Source organism: Kitasatospora sp. MBT63 (assembly GCF_000710465.2).
GTDB lineage: Bacteria > Actinomycetota > Actinomycetes > Streptomycetales > Streptomycetaceae > Kitasatospora.
The window spans coordinates 20,916-36,543 of record NZ_JAIZ01000792.1; the positions used below are offsets into that span (position 1 = coordinate 20,916).

Genomic DNA, 15,628 nt, shown 5'->3' on the forward strand with positions numbered 1-15,628 from the left:
CACCTCTCCCACCTTCCGGACGCCCGCGTGACCGCTGTCCCTCCCAGCTTCGCCCACCGCGGCGCCCGAGGCGGCGCGACACCTGCGGGCACGCGGCGGCCGACCGGGCCGCTCCGGCGTGGCCACCGGGGTGGGCCCGGCGGCGGATCCGGGGACGGGGAGCGGGACGCGGGCGGTTCCGGGCGTCACTCCGGGCGGGGCGGGCCCGCGGGCCGTCCGTGCCGACCGGGCCCGCTGCGCCTGCCGGGAGGGCCGGGACGGTCGCCGCCCGCCCGTCCGCCCGCCGGCCGGTCGTCCGGGAGGCGCAGCGTCACGGTGGTCCGGTCGGCAAGGCGGTCGACCCGCAGCGCCCCGTCCAGCTCGCCGGCCGGCCACCGCAACCGCGGTGCGCCATCGGTGGCGCCCGGTCCGTCCTCGGTGATCCGGCAGACCAGGGTGGCGGGGTCCGGCCGGCTGATGACCACCCGGACGTCGGGGCCGGGGGCCGCCACCAGGCTGCCGGCCACCTCGTGGACGGCGAACACGAACAGGTCCCGGTGCTCGACCCCGGCACCCGCGAGCGTCGCACAGTGGGTGACGACGGCGCGCAGGACGGGGAGTTCGTCCGCGCCGAAGCGCTGATCCGTCACCAGCCCGTCGGGCGCCGTCACGCGGTCATCCGTCACCCGGTCGTCCGTCACGTGGTCGTCCGTCATGCGTCCTCCACCGTCGTCACCGTCAGCTGCGGGACCGAGCGGGCGCCCAGCATGCCCAGCACCCTGGCGTGGAACCGCAGGCAGCGGATCTCCACCCGCGGGCCGCCCGGGGGAAGCGCGCGGGCGGCGTCCAGCAGTGAGACCGCGCAGTCGGACCCGAGGAAGGAGAGGCCCGTCAGGTCGACGGTCAGCCGGCCGTCGCCGCCCGCCGCGCCGTCGAGGGCGGCCGGCAGCGCCGCGAGCAGCTGGGCACGGGTGGTCACATCGGCGTCGCCGACCAGGCCGAGCCATCCCTCGGCACGCTCGACGTGCAGGGCCCCGAGGCGGTCGAGCAGGGCCACGGGGTGGCCCTCGCGCATGGCGTCGAGGACCTCGGGGTGGAACCGCCGGCGGTCGTAGGTGCAGATCTCCGCGTAGTCGCGGCCGGCGAACAGGGCGTGCGCGTGGGTCTCGCGGTGCATCACCCCTTCGATGTCCATCCCCAGGTCCGCGACCCAGGCCATGTCGATCACGGTGCGGAACCCGGTGTAGCCCTGCTGCCGGGCGGTCGCGGTCTCCTCCTGGAGCCGTCCCAGTTGGCGGGCCGCGGTGAACCGCGCGTCCGGGGCGATCAGCTCGCGCATGCTGGTGTACGACAGCTGGCCCCGCCGGAGGGCCGGTTCGGCGCCGCCGTGGTGTCCGTGGACCCGCTCGTGGACGTCCGCAGGCGGAACGGCGGGGTCCGCCATGACGGTGACCTTCTCGCCGCGGGCCAGCCCCTCGTGGATGAAGGCGACCAGGATCTCCCAGCGGCCCTCGTCATCGTCGTAGTCCGCGTAGGCGTGGTCGCCGGGCCGCATCCGCAGAACGGGTATCGTCCGGTGTGCGGAGGCGGCAGCGGAGTCCGTGGGCACCTGTGGTCCTTCCCGCCGGAACGTCCTGCCGGTCGGCGGGGACGTGCGAGTGATCCTATGAACTCACCCGCCCCGCCGGTGGCATGACGGCCAATCAGGTCGAAACTGACCGGACAGTGCCTGAATGAGCCGCTTTCGATCCGCCCGCTCGGCTCTTCGCGCCGGCCTCAGGACGGCAGGTCGAGGCACTCCTCGGCCATCGCGCCGCCGAAGGCGTTGCGGGCGTGGGTGTGCATCCGGGCGGCGTAGCGGGGGTCCTCGGACAGGGCCGAGTAGCCGCTCCCCCGACGGGAGATCACACCGGCGGTGTCGGCCAGGTAGACGTCGAAGCCCGGGTACATCAGCTCGATGCAGGGCAGGTCGTCGATGTCGAGGGCGAACACCGGGTACTCGCCGAACGCGTCGGGCTCGCCGGTGGCGAGGACCCGCCGCGAGTCCGAGCCGCCGGGGAGCAGGAAACACTCGTCGAAGCGGTCCGACAGCGCGTCGTACACCGATCCCCAGCCGTCGCCGAACTCGGCCCTGGCGAGCTCGCCGAGCGGGCGCGGGGTCAGCTCGAAGCCGCGGTCGGCGCCGGCCGCCCCGGCCGGCTGCGTGTACCAGGTGGTGGCCCCGAACCAGCCGAAGCGGCGCAGCAGGCCGGTGTCGTACCCGAGCCACCGGCGCAGGCTCGGCGGAAGCGGGCGGCCGCCGGGGAAGGCGGCGGTGGCCAGGAGCTCGGCGGGGAACGGTGTGCGGGTGGCGCCGACCCAGGGGCCCGCGGCCTCGAGGTGGCCGAGGACGAGGCGGTGCGGGTCGGCTTCGACGGCGGCGATGGCGCGCTCGGTGAGGGCGACGCCGTGGTCGGGCGAGGTCGGCGAGGTCATGGGGTCGGGTGTCCTTGTCGTATCGGCAGGGGGTGGCGGTCGGCACGACCCTAGGGCCGGGCGCCGACACGTACGGCCGGGCCGCAGGTCCGGGGACCTGCGGCCCGGCCGTCCGCCGGTCCGCCCGGGTCGGGTGCGGGTCAGCGGGGTGCGGTCACGAGGGCCTCGATGGCGGGGACGAGGGCCGCGGGGGTGGGCAGTGCGTCGTTCTCGGCGCGCAGACGGACGGCGGCGGCGCGCAGCTCCGGGTCGGTGACCAGGCGGGTGAGCAGCGGCGCGTCGACCTCGGCGGAGGCGGTGGACAGGGCCGCGCCGGTGGCGGTGAGGGTGGCGGCCACGGTGAAGTTGTCGGCGCCCTGGGGGAGCAGGAGTTGGGGCACCCCGGCCTGCAGGCCGGTCAGCGTGCTGCCGGAGCCGCCGTGGTGGATCACGGCGTCGCAGACCCGCAGCAGCTCGGCCAGCGGCACCCAGGGGAGCGGGTGGACATTGGCCGGAAGGGGCCCCAGGTGGGTCAGGTCGGCCTCGCCGACGGCGAGCAGGAAGTCGGCGTCGACCTCCGCGGCGGCCCCGATCAGCGGCGCGATGGCGTCCACACCGTCGACCTCGGTGATCACCGTGCCGAGGGTGACCGCGACCCGCGGCCGGGTGCTGCGGCGCAGCAGCTCCGCCGGGACCACACCGCCGCCGTTGTAGGGGATGTAGCGCATCCGCAGGCCCCCCGGGTCGCCGCCGAGCGCGGCCGGCACGATGTTCAGCGGGGTGGACTCGGCGGGGGCGCCGACGCCGTGCGCCTCGTAGTACTCGGTGAAGTGGCCGGCGAGCCGCGCGGCCAGATCCAGGCCGGAGGTGAAGCCGAAGTTCTGCAGCGCCGCCGGGATCTTGAGCTTGGCCGCGACCAGCTGGGCGGAGGCCAGGCAGGAGTCGTGGACCAGCAGGTCGGCCTCCCAGGCGGAGGCCGTGGCCAGCAGGCCGTCCACGGTGGCGCGGGAGGCGTGGGCGAACGCGGCGGCGGCCAGGTCGAGGAGCTGGTCCTCGGCCAGGTCGGGCCGGGCGTAGCCGGCCTTCCCTCCGTTCACGGCTTCGAAGGAGTCCCGCAGCGACCCCCCGTCGCCGATCTCGACGATCGGGAAGCCGGCCGCCCGCAGCTGGTCGTACGGCTTCGGGGAGGCGAACAGGACGTCGTGCCCGGCGGCCCGCAGGGCCTGGGCGGTGGGCACCATCGGGAACAGGTGGCTGGGTGCGGCCGGACCGGTGAAGAGTATGCGCACGGGAATCTCCTGGCCGTTCATCGAGTGGTTCGGTATCGGAGGGCGCGGCAGCGCCGACGCTCCGTCAACTGCCGGACGTTCACGAAGTGTTCCCGGCGTGATCGATAATCGGACGTTCTCGTACGGCCCTTGCCCGCGGCGGCCCGGTGTGCTCCGCCCTCGCGCCGGCGTACGGCGCCCCTCGAGGGGAAGCCCGTGACCGTGGGTGACCGCCGGGCGTGCGGCGCGCGGGGCCGGCCCGCATCCTGGCAGTGAACCGCGACGGCACCGCGTGGGGTGCCGTCGCGGGCGGACCGGACAGGAGGGCCCCGATGGCCAAGCCCGATGCAGTCTTCCTCTTCATCGGTACCTACCCGAGCGAGGCGGCGGCGCGAACCGACTACGACGTGCTCAAGGAGCTCCACGCCATCGGCGCCGTCGGGAGCTACGACGCCTCCGTGGTCACCAAGGACGAGTCCGGAAAGGTGCACGTCGACAAGGACGAGACGGCCACCCGGCACGGGGCCTGGGGCGGGGCCGCCGCGGGCGCGGTGGTCGGCCTGCTGTTCCCGCCGGCGCTGATCGGCACGGCCGCCGTCGGGGCCGCCGTCGGCGGCCTGAGCGGGCACCTGTGGCGCGGGATGTCGCGGTCGGACGTCAAGGAGTTCGGCGAGATCATCGACGAGGGGCAGGCCGCCCTGGTCGTGGTCGGCGCGAGCACCATCGCGGACGCGGTGCAGAAGGCCGAGCTGAACGCCGTGAAGCAGATCGCCAAGGAGCTCGACGTGCGGGCGAGCGACCTCGACACGGCGGTCCGCCAGGCCGCCACCGAGGTCGCCCGAACCGGCCGGTCCACGGCAACTCGTCCTCGCCGAGGGTGGGTTGCGCCGTGGCCGCGCGCCCGGGCGACGGGCCCTGCGCGGGTCGGTGCGGGTCGGCGCGCGTGATCGCGCGGGAGCTGGTGTGCTGGTCCGAGGGGGCGATCGGACGTGTATCCGGGAGAGTGGCAGATGAGCACCTATCGAGCTGCGCAGATCGCTGCGCTCGGCAGCCCGTTCGAGCTGGTGGAACGGGAGGTCCCACGGCCCGGGCCCGGCCACGTACGGGTGGCGGTGGACGCCTGCGGGGTCTGCCACAGCGACTCGGCCTTCATCAACGCCCTGCTGCCCGGCGTGAGCTTCCCGCTGGTCGCCGGACACGAGGTGGCCGGGCGCATCGAGGAACTCGGCGAGGGCGCCGCCCAGCGCGGCTGGCAGGTCGGCGACCGGGTGGCGGTGGGCTGGTTCGGCGGGAGCTGCGGCCACTGCCCGCCCTGCCGCCAGGGCGACTTCGTGGTCTGCCAGAACCTGAAGGTCCCCGGCTGGGCGTACGACGGGGGCTACGCCGAGGCGATGATCGCACCCGTCGACGCATTGGCGCGGATCCCCGACGGGCTGACGGCGGTCGAGGCCGCACCCATGGGTTGCGCGGGAGTGACCACCTACAACGGACTGCGGCGCAGCGCGGCCCAGCCCGGTGACCTGGTGGCGGTGCTCGGCCTCGGCGGGCTCGGCCACCTCGGGGTGCAGTTCGCGGCCGCGATGGGCTACGAGACCGTCGCCATCGCGCGCGGCGCCGCGAAGGCCGAGTTCGCCATGAAGCTGGGCGCGCACCACTACATCGACAGCACGGGGCCCACCAGCGTCGCGGACGCGCTGCAGTCGCTCGGCGGTGCCCGGGTCGTGCTGGCCACCGCGGCCAACTCGGAGGCCATCACGGCGACGGTCGAAGGACTGCGCCCCCGCGGCGAGCTGGTCGTGATCGGCGCGGACGCCACCCCGCTGGGGATCAACCCCAACCAGCTCCTGTTCAGTGCCCGGGTCATCCGCGGTCACCCCTCGGGCACGTCGCAGGACGTCCAGGACACGCTCGCCTTCAGCCTCCTGAAGGGGATCCGCCCGACGGTGGAGACCGTCCCGCTGGACCGGACGGCGGAGGCGTACGACCGGATGATGGCCGGCGCCGCCCGGTTCCGGATGGTGGTCACCACCGGCTGAGCCGGCCGGAGGTCACCTGCCGGACGCGGGGCCCGGGCACTTCTCGGCGGCGTGCACCACCGTGTAGCACCGCAGCGGGTTGATCCGGCCGCTGTGCCACAGGCAGTCCTCGTGGATGTCACGCCTGGCGAGCTGACCGGCATCGCCCGCGACGCGGCCGGGCGCGGCGACCGCCTCTACTACTGGATCTCCGTCTGACGAGGGACGACGGACGACGGCCGCGGCCCGAGGGCCTGACGACAGGCGGGGCCCGGTACCGGTCGGTCGGCAGCGGGAGACGGAGCCGCTGACCGCGGCCCGCCCCGGGGCCGGCGCTGCGGGTGGCTCCGCCGTCCTGCTGCGCCAAGGAGATCGGCCACCTGCTCCGGCCGTCACCCCGGACGGTCGGGTCGCACCTCTGCCCCGGGCGGCGGCCGGCGCCCGGCGGGCCCGGTCCGGATCTGTGCTCGGCGTGCACGGTGCCGGTCCCACGGTGCACCGCGGCGGCCGGGCAGCCGGATGACCTACCGGGCAGGCCGGTCGACGGATCAGGCTGATGTCGCGGAGTGACGACGGAAGGACGGTCAGGTGGGCTCGAAGGTGACGTCCGGGTCGGTTCCCGAGGACGAGCGGGCGGCGGTCTGGAGCGGGGCGGTGTCGCGGACCCTGGTCCCGGTGGAGGTGGTCCCGCGCACCGGGACTCCCTTCGACGGACGCGTGGAGTCGCACCGGCTCGGGTACGTCCGGATCTCCACACTGGAGGCGGACCCGGCGCGGGTCGTCCGCACGGCGGCGCTGATCGCCCGGGCGCCGCGGACCGAGCCGCAGGTGGGGGTCGGGCTGCAGGTGGCGGGCCGGGCCGTGTTGGAGCAGGACGGGCGCCGGGCCGAGGCGCCGGCCGGCGGGCTCCTCCTGTACGACGCGGCCCGGCCCTTCACCGTCGACTACCCGGAGCGCTTCCGCACGCACCTGTTCCACCTGCCGCGCCGGCTGCTGGGCGTACCGGAGCGCGAGCTGCGGCAGGTGGCGGGAACGGCCGTCGGCCCGGCGCAGGGGTGCGGGTCGGTGCTGCTGCCCTTCCTCGCCACCCTCGCCGCGTCCGCGCACGGGTACTCCGCGCCGGTCGGCGACCGGCTGGCCGGCAGCGTCGCCGACCTGGTGAGCACCCTCGTCACCGAGCTGACCGCCGCGCGGCCGGCCGGCGGGCCCGGAACCCCGAACGACCACCTGGTGCGCCGGGTACGGGAACACATCGACCGTCACCTGGGCGACACGGAGCTGTCGCCCGAGACGATCGCCCGGGCCCACCACATCTCCGTGCGGTACCTGCACCGGCTGTTCGAGGGCGAGGGGGTGACGGTGGGCCGGCTCGTCCAGCAGCGCCGGCTGGAGGCCTGCGCCCGGGAGCTGGGGCGCCGCGGCCGGACCGCCCCGACGGTGTCGGTGGTCGCCCAGCGGTGGGGCTTCGTCAACCCGGCCCACTTCAGCCGGGCGTTCCGGGCCGCCTACGGGGTCTCGCCGCGCGAGTGGCGGGCGCTGGGGGCCCCGGAGGCCGGCTGACGGCCCGTTCGCCGGCGGCCCGGATCCGTGCACGGACGGACCACTCGGCCGCCGTCCCCGGCAGTACGGTCGAGCGGCGTGTGCGCGGGACGGCACGGCACTCCCGGTGGGAACCGGGTCCCGTCCCGGCGGGCGCCTTGCGCCGTCGTGCCGTCCGATCACCCCAGGAGCGCAGAGTTGTCCGACACCACCCCCTCGCACGGCCGGCGGCCGGCGCTCGACCCGGCGCTCCAGGCGTTCCTGGACGCCTCCGCCACCCGGGCGGCGGCGGACCTCCCGGACCTCTCCCTCCTCGCGCCCGGCGGTGCGGCGGACCCGGCCGCGCCGGCCGCCGGGGACCCGGACGATCCGTACGGCACCACCGCGGAGTGGCTCGCGTTGCCCGGCGGACCCACCGGGCGGGTGCACGTCCAGGTGACCAGACCCGCCGGGGCCGCCGAGCCGAGCCCCGTGGTGCTGTTCCTGCCCGGCCTCGGCTGGTCGCTCGGGGACGCTGCCGCGTACGGCCGGCTGGTCCGCGAGTTCGCGCTGGGCAGCGACGCCGCGGTGGTGTACGTCGACTACGCCCGGGCCCCCGCGGCCCGCTACCCGGTGGCCCTCGAGCAGTGCTACGCCGTGGCCCGCTGGATCCAGGCGCACGGCCACGAGATCGGCCTGGCGGGCGGGCGGATCGCCGCCGTCGGCGACTGCGCGGGGGGCAACCTGGTGGCCGCCCTGACGCTGCTGGCCCGGCAGCGCGGCGACCTGCGGCTGGTGCACCAGGTGCTGCTGTGCCCGGTGACCGACGCGGACTTCGACACCCCGTCCTACCGGCGGTTCGCCACCGGCTACTTCCTGCACCGGGACCACATGCGCCGGTTCTGGGACGACTACCTGCCCGAGACGCGGCGGCGGCGGGAGGCCACCGCCGCGCCGCTGCGCGCCACCCCGGCCCAACTCGCCGGACTTCCCCCGGCGCTCGTGGTCACCGCCGAGGCCGATGTGCTGCGCGACGAGGGCGAGGCCTACGCGGCCAGGCTCCGGGTGGCGGGTGTCCCGGTGGTGGCCACCCGCTACCAGGGCGCCGTGCACGGCTTCCTCCTGCTCGACGCGGTCCACCCCACCGCCACCGCCAGGCCGTCGACACGGTACACCTGGCGCTGCACCGCGGTCCGTAGCCGGGGCGGACCTCGGCGGCCGGGACGGGCATTTCCTCCTGTTGTTCTTCCTGGTCCGCGGCGGCGGCCCGCGGTGTGATGGAGCGGGCGGCAGGTGCGGGGCACCTGGCGCCCTCCCCACTCCCCGCGACACCGGACCCGCCGTCCGGTGCGCCCGAACGCCCGCCGAGGAGCGCCGATGTCCGTCGTTCTCGACACCGCCCCGGTCCCGTCCGCCGAACGGGCCGAGTACTGGCACGAGGCGGTCTCCCACACCTTCGTCCCGCTGGACGTGTCCCTGCTCGAGCGCGCGCCCGCCGCCGCGACCATCACCAGTCAACGGGTGGGCGCCCTCCAGGTCTCCGTGGTGGAGGCCGGTCCGCAGCGGGTGGCCCGCAGTGCGGGGCTGATCGCCCGCGGCGGGGAGGACCACCTCACGCTGGCGCTCCAGCACCGCGGCACCGCCCGGCTCGTGCAGGAGGGCCGACAGGTCCTGCTGCGGCCCGGCACCTTCGCGATCTCCGACGCCGGGCGGCCGTTCGCCAAGGAACTGCCGGAGCCTTTCACCTTCACGGCCTTCCACTGGCCGCGCGCCGCGGTGGGCGTGTCCGACGAGGACCTGCGGGTGCTCACCGCGACGGCCTTCGACACCGGCGACGGCACCGCCGCACTGGTGGCCGCCTACCTGGAACGCCTGGCCCGGTCCGCCGGCACCCTGGAGCCGGACGTGGCCGGCCGGCTCGCCACCACGGCCCTGGACCTGCTCGCGGTGCTCGCCCACGAGCGCCGCGGGCGGTCGGTACCGGACGCACCCGAGGCGGCCGGTGCCACCCTGGCGCGCGTCAAGGACCACATCCTGCGTCACCTGGGCGACCCGGACCTGTCGCCGGAGCGGATCGCGGCGGCCCACCACGTGTCGGTGCGCCACCTGCACAAGCTCTTCCACTTCGAGGGCGTCACGGTGGCCCGCTGGATCCAGCGGCAGCGGCTGCACATGGCCCGGCGCGACCTCGCCCGCCCGGCGGCCGGCGGGGCGACGGTCGCGGCGGTCGCGGGCCGCTGGGGGTTCGTGAGCGCCAGTCACTTCAGCCGGGCGTTCCGGGCCGCCTACGGGGTCTCCCCGCGCGAGTGGCGCGAGGACGCGGGCGCCTGCCCCGCCGTGAGCGCGGTCCGGCCGGCCGCCTGTCAGTAGAACCGGGTCGGCGGTGCGGGAGTCCCGGCGGCGACGTCCGCGAGCGCGCTCCGCGCCTGCTCGACCAGCTCGGCGGGGACCCGGTCCGCGAAGGTGAGCACGGTGCGGTACTCGGCGGCGGCCGCCTCGTCCTCACGGCGGTGGGCGAGCGCGTGGGCCAGGTGCAGGTGGGCCTTGGCCGCCACCCGGTGGTAGCCGCGCGCCTCGAACTGGCCGCGGGTCGGGCGCAGGGTGGCTACGGCCTCGGCCCAGTCCCCGCGGTTCAGGTGGACCAGGGACAGGTAGTACGCGGCGATCATCGTGGTGATGCCCCGGACGCTCTCCGGTATCCGGTCGGCGTAGCGCGGGTCGGCGAGGACCGCCATGACCTCCCGGTGGGTCGCGACGGCCTCCTCGAAACGGCCGGCCATCTCCAGCAGCCGCAGGCTCATGTTGCAGGCCGGCAGGAAGCCGTTGACGTCGTCCGCCGCCATGAAGAGGTCCATCGCCCGGCGGCAGCTGTCGGCGGCCGAGGAGACGTCACCGGCGGCGGCGTCCAGCACACCGAACCGGTTGTGCGCCCGGGCTTGCTGGGCCAGGTCGCCGCAGGACCGGGCCAGGTCGAGCGCGGCCGTCGCCGCGGCGAGCGCGTCCTCGCGGCGGCCCTCGCCCACCCAGTACGCCCAGGAGAGGTCGTTCAGGTGACTGGCCCGGAGCGCGGGCTCGCCGAGGGCGGCGGCGGCCCCGGCCGCGGCGCCGAACACCTCGACCCAGTGGTCGGCGGACACCCAGTTGTCGGAGACCAGGCGCATCGCCTCGCCGATCCCGCTGACCGCGGCGTGCTCACCGAGCCCGGCGGCCTCCCGGAAGGCGGCCAGCCAGTTGGCGCGCTCCGCCCTCAGCCAGGCCATCGCCTGCTCGGGGCCGTCCGGGCCGGCCGGCCACCCGGCGGCCGGAGCCGGCGCGCCGTGGTCCGGCCCGTGCCGACGGCCGGCGGTGGCGGCGGTCTCCAGCAGCCAGCCGCGCAGCCGGGAGCCGGCGGCCTGCGACCGCTCCGGGCCGTCCTCCTGGCGGTGCTGCGCCCTGGCGTACAGGCGGAGCAGGTCGTGCAGGCGGTACCGGTCCTCGCGATGGGTCATCAGCAGACCGGCCTCCAGCAGCTCCTCCAGCAGGTCCTCGGCGTCGAAGAGCGGGACCTGCGCGAGGACGGCCGCCAGCGGCAGCCCGAAGTCCGGCCCGGGGACCAGCGACAGCAGCCGGAACATCCGGGCCGCCGCCGGGGCGAGGCGCGAGTAGGACAGCGAGAACGCCGAGTTGACCCGCAGGTCACCCGCGCTCAGCGAGTCCAGCCGGCGGTCCTCGTCGGCGAGCCGGGCGGCCAGCCGCTGCAGGCTCCAGTTCGTCCGGGTGGCGGCCCAGTTCGCGGCGACCCGCACGGCGAGCGGCAGATGGCCGCACAGCTCGGCGATGGTCCGGGCGGCGTCGGGCTCCGCGTCCACCCGGCCCGCGCCGACCACGGCCCGCAGCAGGGACCCGGACTCCGGCGGATCGAGCACGGGCAGCTCCAGCCGCTGCACCCCCTCCAGACCGGCCATGGTGTGGCGGCTCGTCACCACGACCAGGAGCCGTCCCTCGCGCGGCAGCAGCGGCCTGACCTGGGCCTCGTGGCCCGGGTTGTCCAGCACGAGGACCCCGTGGAGCCCGCCCGCGACCGCCTGGTAGCGGGCGCGCCGCTCCTCCGGGCCCAGCTGCACCAGGTCCTGGTCACCCGCGCCCCACGCCGCCAGCAGGCGCACCACCGCCGCCTGCGGCGACAGCGGCTGCGCGTCCAGCCCCTGCATGTCCAGCAGGAACGCGCCGTCCGGCAGTTCCGGTGCGAGCTGCTCGGCCAGCCGGACGGCCAGTGAGGTCTTGCCGCTGCCCGGGGCGCCGAACACCACCGCCACCGGCGGAGCCGCGGTGCCCGCGTCCGGGCCGGCGGACCCCGGCCCGCGCGCGAGGCCGCGCAGCACGGCGAGCTCCGCCCGGCGGCCGACGAAGTCCCGGACGCCCCTGGGCAGCGCGCACGGCGGCGCCTTGAGGGCGGCCGGCCCGCCGTCCGTCCGTCCGGCCCGGGCGACCGCCAGCAACTCGGCGTGGGCGGCCTCGTCCAGTGCGAGTCCCTGCGCGATCGCGGTCACGGTGCCGCGCTGCGGTCGCAGGCTCCGCCCCCGCTCCATGTCGCCGATCGCCCGGCCGGAGACGCCGGAGACCTCCGCCAGTTCCTCGATCGTCAGGCCGCGGGCCTGCCGCAGCGCCCGCAGCATCCGACCGAACCGGGTCCCGCTCGCGTCGCCCATCGCACTCCCGCCCGGTCCGCCGAGGTCATTCGCCCCATTCCTACCGCTTCGGGCCGGGGAAGTGGAAATTCGAACCGAACCGTCGGCGACCGGCGGTCCCGGGCCGGGGCGCCGACCGGAGCCGACCGGAGCCGGTCGGGTGCGCGGATCGACCGGAGGCGGTGCGCCGTCGGCACACCCCTCGGACCTGCGCGTTCCTAGCCTGAGGGGCATCCGACCGGACCACGAGACCCCGAGGTGACGACATGTCCGACCAGAACACCGCCGACGCCGGACCGACCCTGGAGCCCGAGGCCCGGGCCTTCGCCGAGGCCACCGCCAACCCGCCCTACCTGTTCGACCTGGGCCCGGCCGAGGGCCGCGCGGCGGTCGACGAGGTGCAGTCCGGAGAGATCGCCCAGCCGGAGATCGACGAGCAGTGGATCGAGGTCGCGGGCGGCCCGACCGGCCGGGTCCGCGCCCGCATCGTGCGCCCCGCCGGGGCCACCGGCCCGCTCCCCGTCGTCCTCTACATCCACGGTGCGGGCTGGGTCTTCGGCAACGCCCGCACCCACGACCGCCTGGTCCGCGAGCTGGCCGTCGGCGCGCAGGCCGCCGTCGTCTTCCCGGAGTACGACCTGTCGCCCGAGGCGCGCTACCCGGTCGCCATCGAGCAGAACTACGCCGTCGCCCGCTGGATCGTCACCGACGGACACACCGAGGGCCTGGACGCGTCCCGGCTGGCCGTCGCCGGCGACTCCGTGGGCGGCAACATGAGCGCCGCGCTGACGCTGATGGCCAAGGAGCGCGGCGACGTCCCGCTGGTGCTGCAGGTGCTGTTCTACCCGGTCACCGACGCCGCCTTCGACACGCCGTCCTACCACCAGTTCGCCGAGGGCTACTTCCTGCGCCGCGACGCCATGCAGTGGTTCTGGGACCAGTACACCACCGACCCCGCCCAGCGCGCCGAGATCACCGCCTCGCCGCTGCGCGCCACCACCGAGCAGCTCACCGGGCTGCCGCCGGCGCTGGTCATCACCGGCGAGGCCGACGTGCTGCGCGACGAGGGCGAGGCGTACGCGGGCAAGCTGCGCCAGGCCGGCGTTCCGGTCACCGCCGTCCGGTTCCTCGGCACCATCCACGACTTCGTGATGCTCAACGCGCTGCGCCCCTCGAACTCCGCGCAGGGCGCCATCACCTTGGCGGTCCAGACGCTGCGTCAGGCGCTGCGGACTGCCTGACCGCCCGCCACCGAGCCGTAGACCGCCGCGCCGGGGACCACCGGCGCGGCCAACCCTCCCCGAGGACAGAGGAATGACGACGAACGACACCCCCACCGTCGTGCTCGTGCACGGTGCCTTCGCCGATGCCTCCAGCTTCGCCCGGGTCGTTCCCGCGCTGCTGGACGACGGGCTGAACGTGCTGGCACCGGCGGTGCCCAACCGCAGCCTGACCGGTGACGCCGCCCACCTCGCGTCGGTGGTCCGGCAGATCCCCGGGCCGGTCGTGCTGGTCGGCCACTCGTACGGCGGCGCCGTGATCACCGTGGCCGGAGCCGAGGAGAACGTCAAGGCGCTGGTGTACCTGGCGGGTTACGCGCTGGAGGAGGGGGAGAGCCTGGGCGGGCTGCAGGGCCGGTTCCCCGCCTCCGAGCTCGCCTCGGCGCTGGTGTACACGCCGTTCCCGCTGCCGGGCACGGACGAGCAGGGCACCGACGTCTCGGTCGAGACAGACCGCTTCCCGGCGATCTTCGCCGCGGACGTCGACCCGGCACTGGCCCGCGTCCTCGCGGTCTCGCAGCGCCCGCTCGCCGCCGCGGCCTTCGGCGAGGCCGCACCGGTCGCCGCGTGGAAGGACAAGCCCTCCTGGGGGCTCGTCTGTACCGCCGACCGGACCATCAACCCCGAGGTCGAACGGTACGGCTACCGGCGCGCCGGGATGACCACCGTCGAGGTCGACTCCTCGCACCTGGTCATGCTGGCCCACCCCGAACGGGTCGCCGACCTGATCCGCACCGCCGTCCGTGCCGTCACCGGCTGACCGGGAGAGACCCATGAGCACCCAACCGCGCCTCCACCAGCACGATCCCGAGATCCAGTCCTTCGGGACCGTCACCCAGCTGCCGATCGCACTGTCCCACGACGCCCGGCAGTACGCGTGCCAGCGGCTCAACCGCCTCCTCGCGGACACCCACTTCCTGTACGCCCTCTACAAGAAGCACCACTGGAACGTGCACGGCCCGACCTCCTACCAACTGCACCTGCTCCTCGACAAGCACGCCCGGGAGCAGCTGGACCTGGTCGACGTGCTGGCCGAGCGCGTCCGGACCCTGGGTGGCGTCCCGGTCGGCGACCCCCGCCACGCCGCCGAGATCACCGGCGTACCGCGTCCGCCGGACGGGGTCGAGTCCGTGCCCGCGATGCTCTCGCGGCTCCTCGACGCCCACGAGACCATCCTCACCGAGGCCCGCGACGCGGCCGGCCGGACCGCGCAGCTCGGCGACGACGGCACCCAGGACCTCCTGGTCTCCCAGGTCGTCCGCACCGGCGAGACCCAGGTCTGGTTCCTCGCCGAGCACCTCGTGGCCGCCCCCCGGACCGGCTGAGCGGCCGCACCACCGTCACCGTCCGTCCCCGTCGAGCCGCGGCGCCGGGTCCGAACTCACCGACCGGGACGCCGAACCGGGCCGGCCGGCCGGTGACCGCCGACACCGTCCGGCCACCACCCCATCCCCTCAGGAGGAACACCCATGCGTTCACGCCTCGCCGTGCGGCTGCGGGCCGCGGCGGTCGCCGCCGCGCTGCTCGCGGTCGGCTCGGCCACGACCGGGCCGCCCGCGCAGGCCGCACCCGCCGCCGGAACGGCCCTCGCGGTCGGCACCCAGTACGACACCACCCACGTGTACGTGACCCCGGGCTCCATGGACGCCTTCGTCACCAGCTGGGAGGCCACGTTCGGCGGCAGCCACACCCCGAAGGCGCTGGTCACCGTCACGCCCACCCCGAGCAGCACCTACTCCCAGCTGGTCCTCTCACCGGCCGGCACGCTCTCGGTCTTCGACTACGTGACACCCGTGCCCTACCCGTTCGGCGCGGAGCGCACCGGCTGGCTGGTCCAGGACCTCGACCGGGGGGTCCGTAGGGCCGAGGAGGCCGGTGCCGGCGTCGTGGTGGCCCCGTTCGACGACCCGATCGGGCGGGACGCCGTCATCCGGTTCCCCGGCGGCATCGACGCCCAGCTGTACTGGCACACCACGCCGCCCTCCTACCCGCCGTCGGCGACGGTGCCGGAGAACCGGCTGTACGTCCCACCCGGCTCGCTGCGCGCCTTCCTGCACAGCTACCTGCGCTTCACCGGTGGCCGGGTGGTCTCCGACGACCCCCGGGCGCCGGGAGCGGAACTGGGCATGCCGGGCACCACCTACCACCGGATCAGGATCACCGGTCCGTTCGGGGACACCGTGGTCCAGGCCACGGACGGGCACCTGCCCCACCCGTTCGGCCGGGAACTGACGGGCTACCAGGTCGACGACCTGGCCACGACGCTGACCCGGGCCCGGGCGGCCGGCGCCCAGGTCCTGTGGGGGCCGCGGACGACGGCCGACCGGGACTCCGCCCTGGTGCAGTTCCCCGGCGGCTACGTGGCCGAGATCCACGACCCGCACCCGGGGCACTGACCGGCGGCGCGCCGCCACGCGTCGCCCAACCTCGCCCCCACCCCGAGCCGC

The 15,628-nt window shown here is 75.6% G+C and carries 14 protein-coding genes; 9 read left to right on the plus strand and 5 right to left on the minus strand.

Annotated features, from left to right (window positions below; genetic code table 11):
- Positions 1–185: 185 nt before the first annotated feature.
- The 4 genes from AA75_RS41320 to AA75_RS41335 form a co-directional block, all read right to left on the minus strand.
- A complete protein-coding gene (locus AA75_RS41320; protein WP_051814309.1) occupies positions 186–695 on the minus strand; it encodes a hypothetical protein in 510 nt (169 codons plus the stop codon).
- Positions 692–1,588: an MEDS domain-containing protein gene (locus AA75_RS41325; RefSeq protein WP_033825658.1), complete on the minus strand. Its 897-nt coding sequence runs from the start codon at positions 1,586–1,588 to the stop codon at positions 692–694. Before AA75_RS41325 ends, AA75_RS41320 begins: the two co-directional genes overlap by 4 nt.
- A gap of 167 nt (positions 1,589–1,755) precedes the next feature.
- The gene (locus AA75_RS41330) at positions 1,756–2,454 is read right to left on the minus strand and encodes a hypothetical protein (protein WP_033825659.1); all 699 of its coding nucleotides are present in this window, start codon (positions 2,452–2,454) and stop codon (positions 1,756–1,758) included.
- Between the two features lie 140 nt (positions 2,455–2,594).
- Entirely contained in the window at positions 2,595–3,722 is a 1,128-nt protein-coding gene (locus tag AA75_RS41335; protein WP_033825660.1) for a nucleotide disphospho-sugar-binding domain-containing protein, read from the minus strand.
- A 311-nt stretch (positions 3,723–4,033) separates the two neighbouring features.
- Between AA75_RS41335 and AA75_RS41340 the strand changes: the two genes are divergently transcribed.
- The 5 genes from AA75_RS41340 to AA75_RS41360 all read left to right on the plus strand — a co-directional run bounded on the left by AA75_RS41340 (position 4,034) and on the right by AA75_RS41360 (position 9,604).
- A complete protein-coding gene (locus AA75_RS41340; protein ID WP_063794546.1) occupies positions 4,034–4,648 on the plus strand; it encodes a DUF1269 domain-containing protein in 615 nt (204 codons plus the stop codon).
- Positions 4,649–4,711: 63 nt separating this feature from the next.
- Positions 4,712–5,737, plus strand: coding sequence for an alcohol dehydrogenase (locus AA75_RS41345; RefSeq protein ID WP_033825661.1), 1,026 nt, complete (start codon positions 4,712–4,714; stop codon positions 5,735–5,737).
- A gap of 567 nt (positions 5,738–6,304) precedes the next feature.
- Positions 6,305–7,276 (plus strand): helix-turn-helix domain-containing protein, encoded by a 972-nt coding sequence (locus AA75_RS41350; RefSeq protein WP_033825662.1) that lies wholly within the window; start codon positions 6,305–6,307, stop codon positions 7,274–7,276.
- A 177-nt stretch (positions 7,277–7,453) separates the two neighbouring features.
- A complete protein-coding gene (locus AA75_RS41355; protein WP_063794547.1) occupies positions 7,454–8,512 on the plus strand; it encodes an alpha/beta hydrolase in 1,059 nt (352 codons plus the stop codon).
- A 99-nt stretch (positions 8,513–8,611) separates the two neighbouring features.
- The gene (locus AA75_RS41360; protein ID WP_051814312.1) at positions 8,612–9,604 is read left to right on the plus strand and encodes a helix-turn-helix domain-containing protein; all 993 of its coding nucleotides are present in this window, start codon (positions 8,612–8,614) and stop codon (positions 9,602–9,604) included.
- Here AA75_RS41360 and AA75_RS53855 read toward each other — a convergent pair.
- Entirely contained in the window at positions 9,598–11,922 is a 2,325-nt protein-coding gene (locus AA75_RS53855) for a helix-turn-helix domain-containing protein (protein WP_051814314.1), read from the minus strand. The two genes, AA75_RS41360 and AA75_RS53855, sit on opposite strands and share 7 nt — an antisense overlap.
- A 245-nt stretch (positions 11,923–12,167) precedes the next feature.
- On the opposite strand from AA75_RS53855, the gene AA75_RS41370 reads away from it, so the two are divergent.
- The 4 genes from AA75_RS41370 to AA75_RS41385 all read left to right on the plus strand — a co-directional run bounded on the left by AA75_RS41370 (position 12,168) and on the right by AA75_RS41385 (position 15,577).
- Complete coding sequence (locus tag AA75_RS41370; RefSeq protein WP_033825663.1) at positions 12,168–13,142, plus strand: alpha/beta hydrolase; 975 nt, start codon at positions 12,168–12,170, stop codon at positions 13,140–13,142.
- A gap of 73 nt (positions 13,143–13,215) precedes the next feature.
- Positions 13,216–13,941, plus strand: coding sequence for an alpha/beta fold hydrolase (locus AA75_RS41375; RefSeq protein ID WP_033825664.1), 726 nt, complete (start codon positions 13,216–13,218; stop codon positions 13,939–13,941).
- Between the two features lie 13 nt (positions 13,942–13,954).
- Positions 13,955–14,506, plus strand: coding sequence for a Dps family protein (locus AA75_RS41380; RefSeq protein ID WP_033825665.1), 552 nt, complete (start codon positions 13,955–13,957; stop codon positions 14,504–14,506).
- 144 nt (positions 14,507–14,650) lie between these two features.
- A complete protein-coding gene (locus AA75_RS41385; RefSeq protein ID WP_051814316.1) occupies positions 14,651–15,577 on the plus strand; it encodes a glyoxalase in 927 nt (308 codons plus the stop codon).
- The last annotated feature ends 51 nt before the right edge of the window (positions 15,578–15,628 follow it).

What these genes read in the sequence shown, in the direction of transcription:
- AA75_RS41345 (WP_033825661.1), top strand. Translation starts at nt 4,712, where the DNA reads ATGAGCACCTATCGAGCTGCGCAGATCGCTGCGCTCGGCAGCCCGTTC.
- AA75_RS41340 (WP_063794546.1), top strand. Translation starts at nt 4,034, where the DNA reads ATGGCCAAGCCCGATGCAGTCTTCCTCTTCATCGGTACCTACCCGAGC.
- AA75_RS41375 (WP_033825664.1), top strand. Translation starts at nt 13,216, where the DNA reads ATGACGACGAACGACACCCCCACCGTCGTGCTCGTGCACGGTGCCTTC.
- AA75_RS41320 (WP_051814309.1), bottom strand. Translation starts at nt 695, where the DNA reads ATGACGGACGACCACGTGACGGACGACCGGGTGACGGATGACCGCGTG.
- AA75_RS41330 (WP_033825659.1), bottom strand. Translation starts at nt 2,454, where the DNA reads ATGACCTCGCCGACCTCGCCCGACCACGGCGTCGCCCTCACCGAGCGC.
- AA75_RS41360 (WP_051814312.1), top strand. Translation starts at nt 8,612, where the DNA reads ATGTCCGTCGTTCTCGACACCGCCCCGGTCCCGTCCGCCGAACGGGCC.
- AA75_RS41385 (WP_051814316.1), top strand. Translation starts at nt 14,651, where the DNA reads ATGCGTTCACGCCTCGCCGTGCGGCTGCGGGCCGCGGCGGTCGCCGCC.
- AA75_RS41370 (WP_033825663.1), top strand. Translation starts at nt 12,168, where the DNA reads ATGTCCGACCAGAACACCGCCGACGCCGGACCGACCCTGGAGCCCGAG.
- AA75_RS53855 (WP_051814314.1), bottom strand. Translation starts at nt 11,922, where the DNA reads ATGGGCGACGCGAGCGGGACCCGGTTCGGTCGGATGCTGCGGGCGCTG.
- AA75_RS41380 (WP_033825665.1), top strand. Translation starts at nt 13,955, where the DNA reads ATGAGCACCCAACCGCGCCTCCACCAGCACGATCCCGAGATCCAGTCC.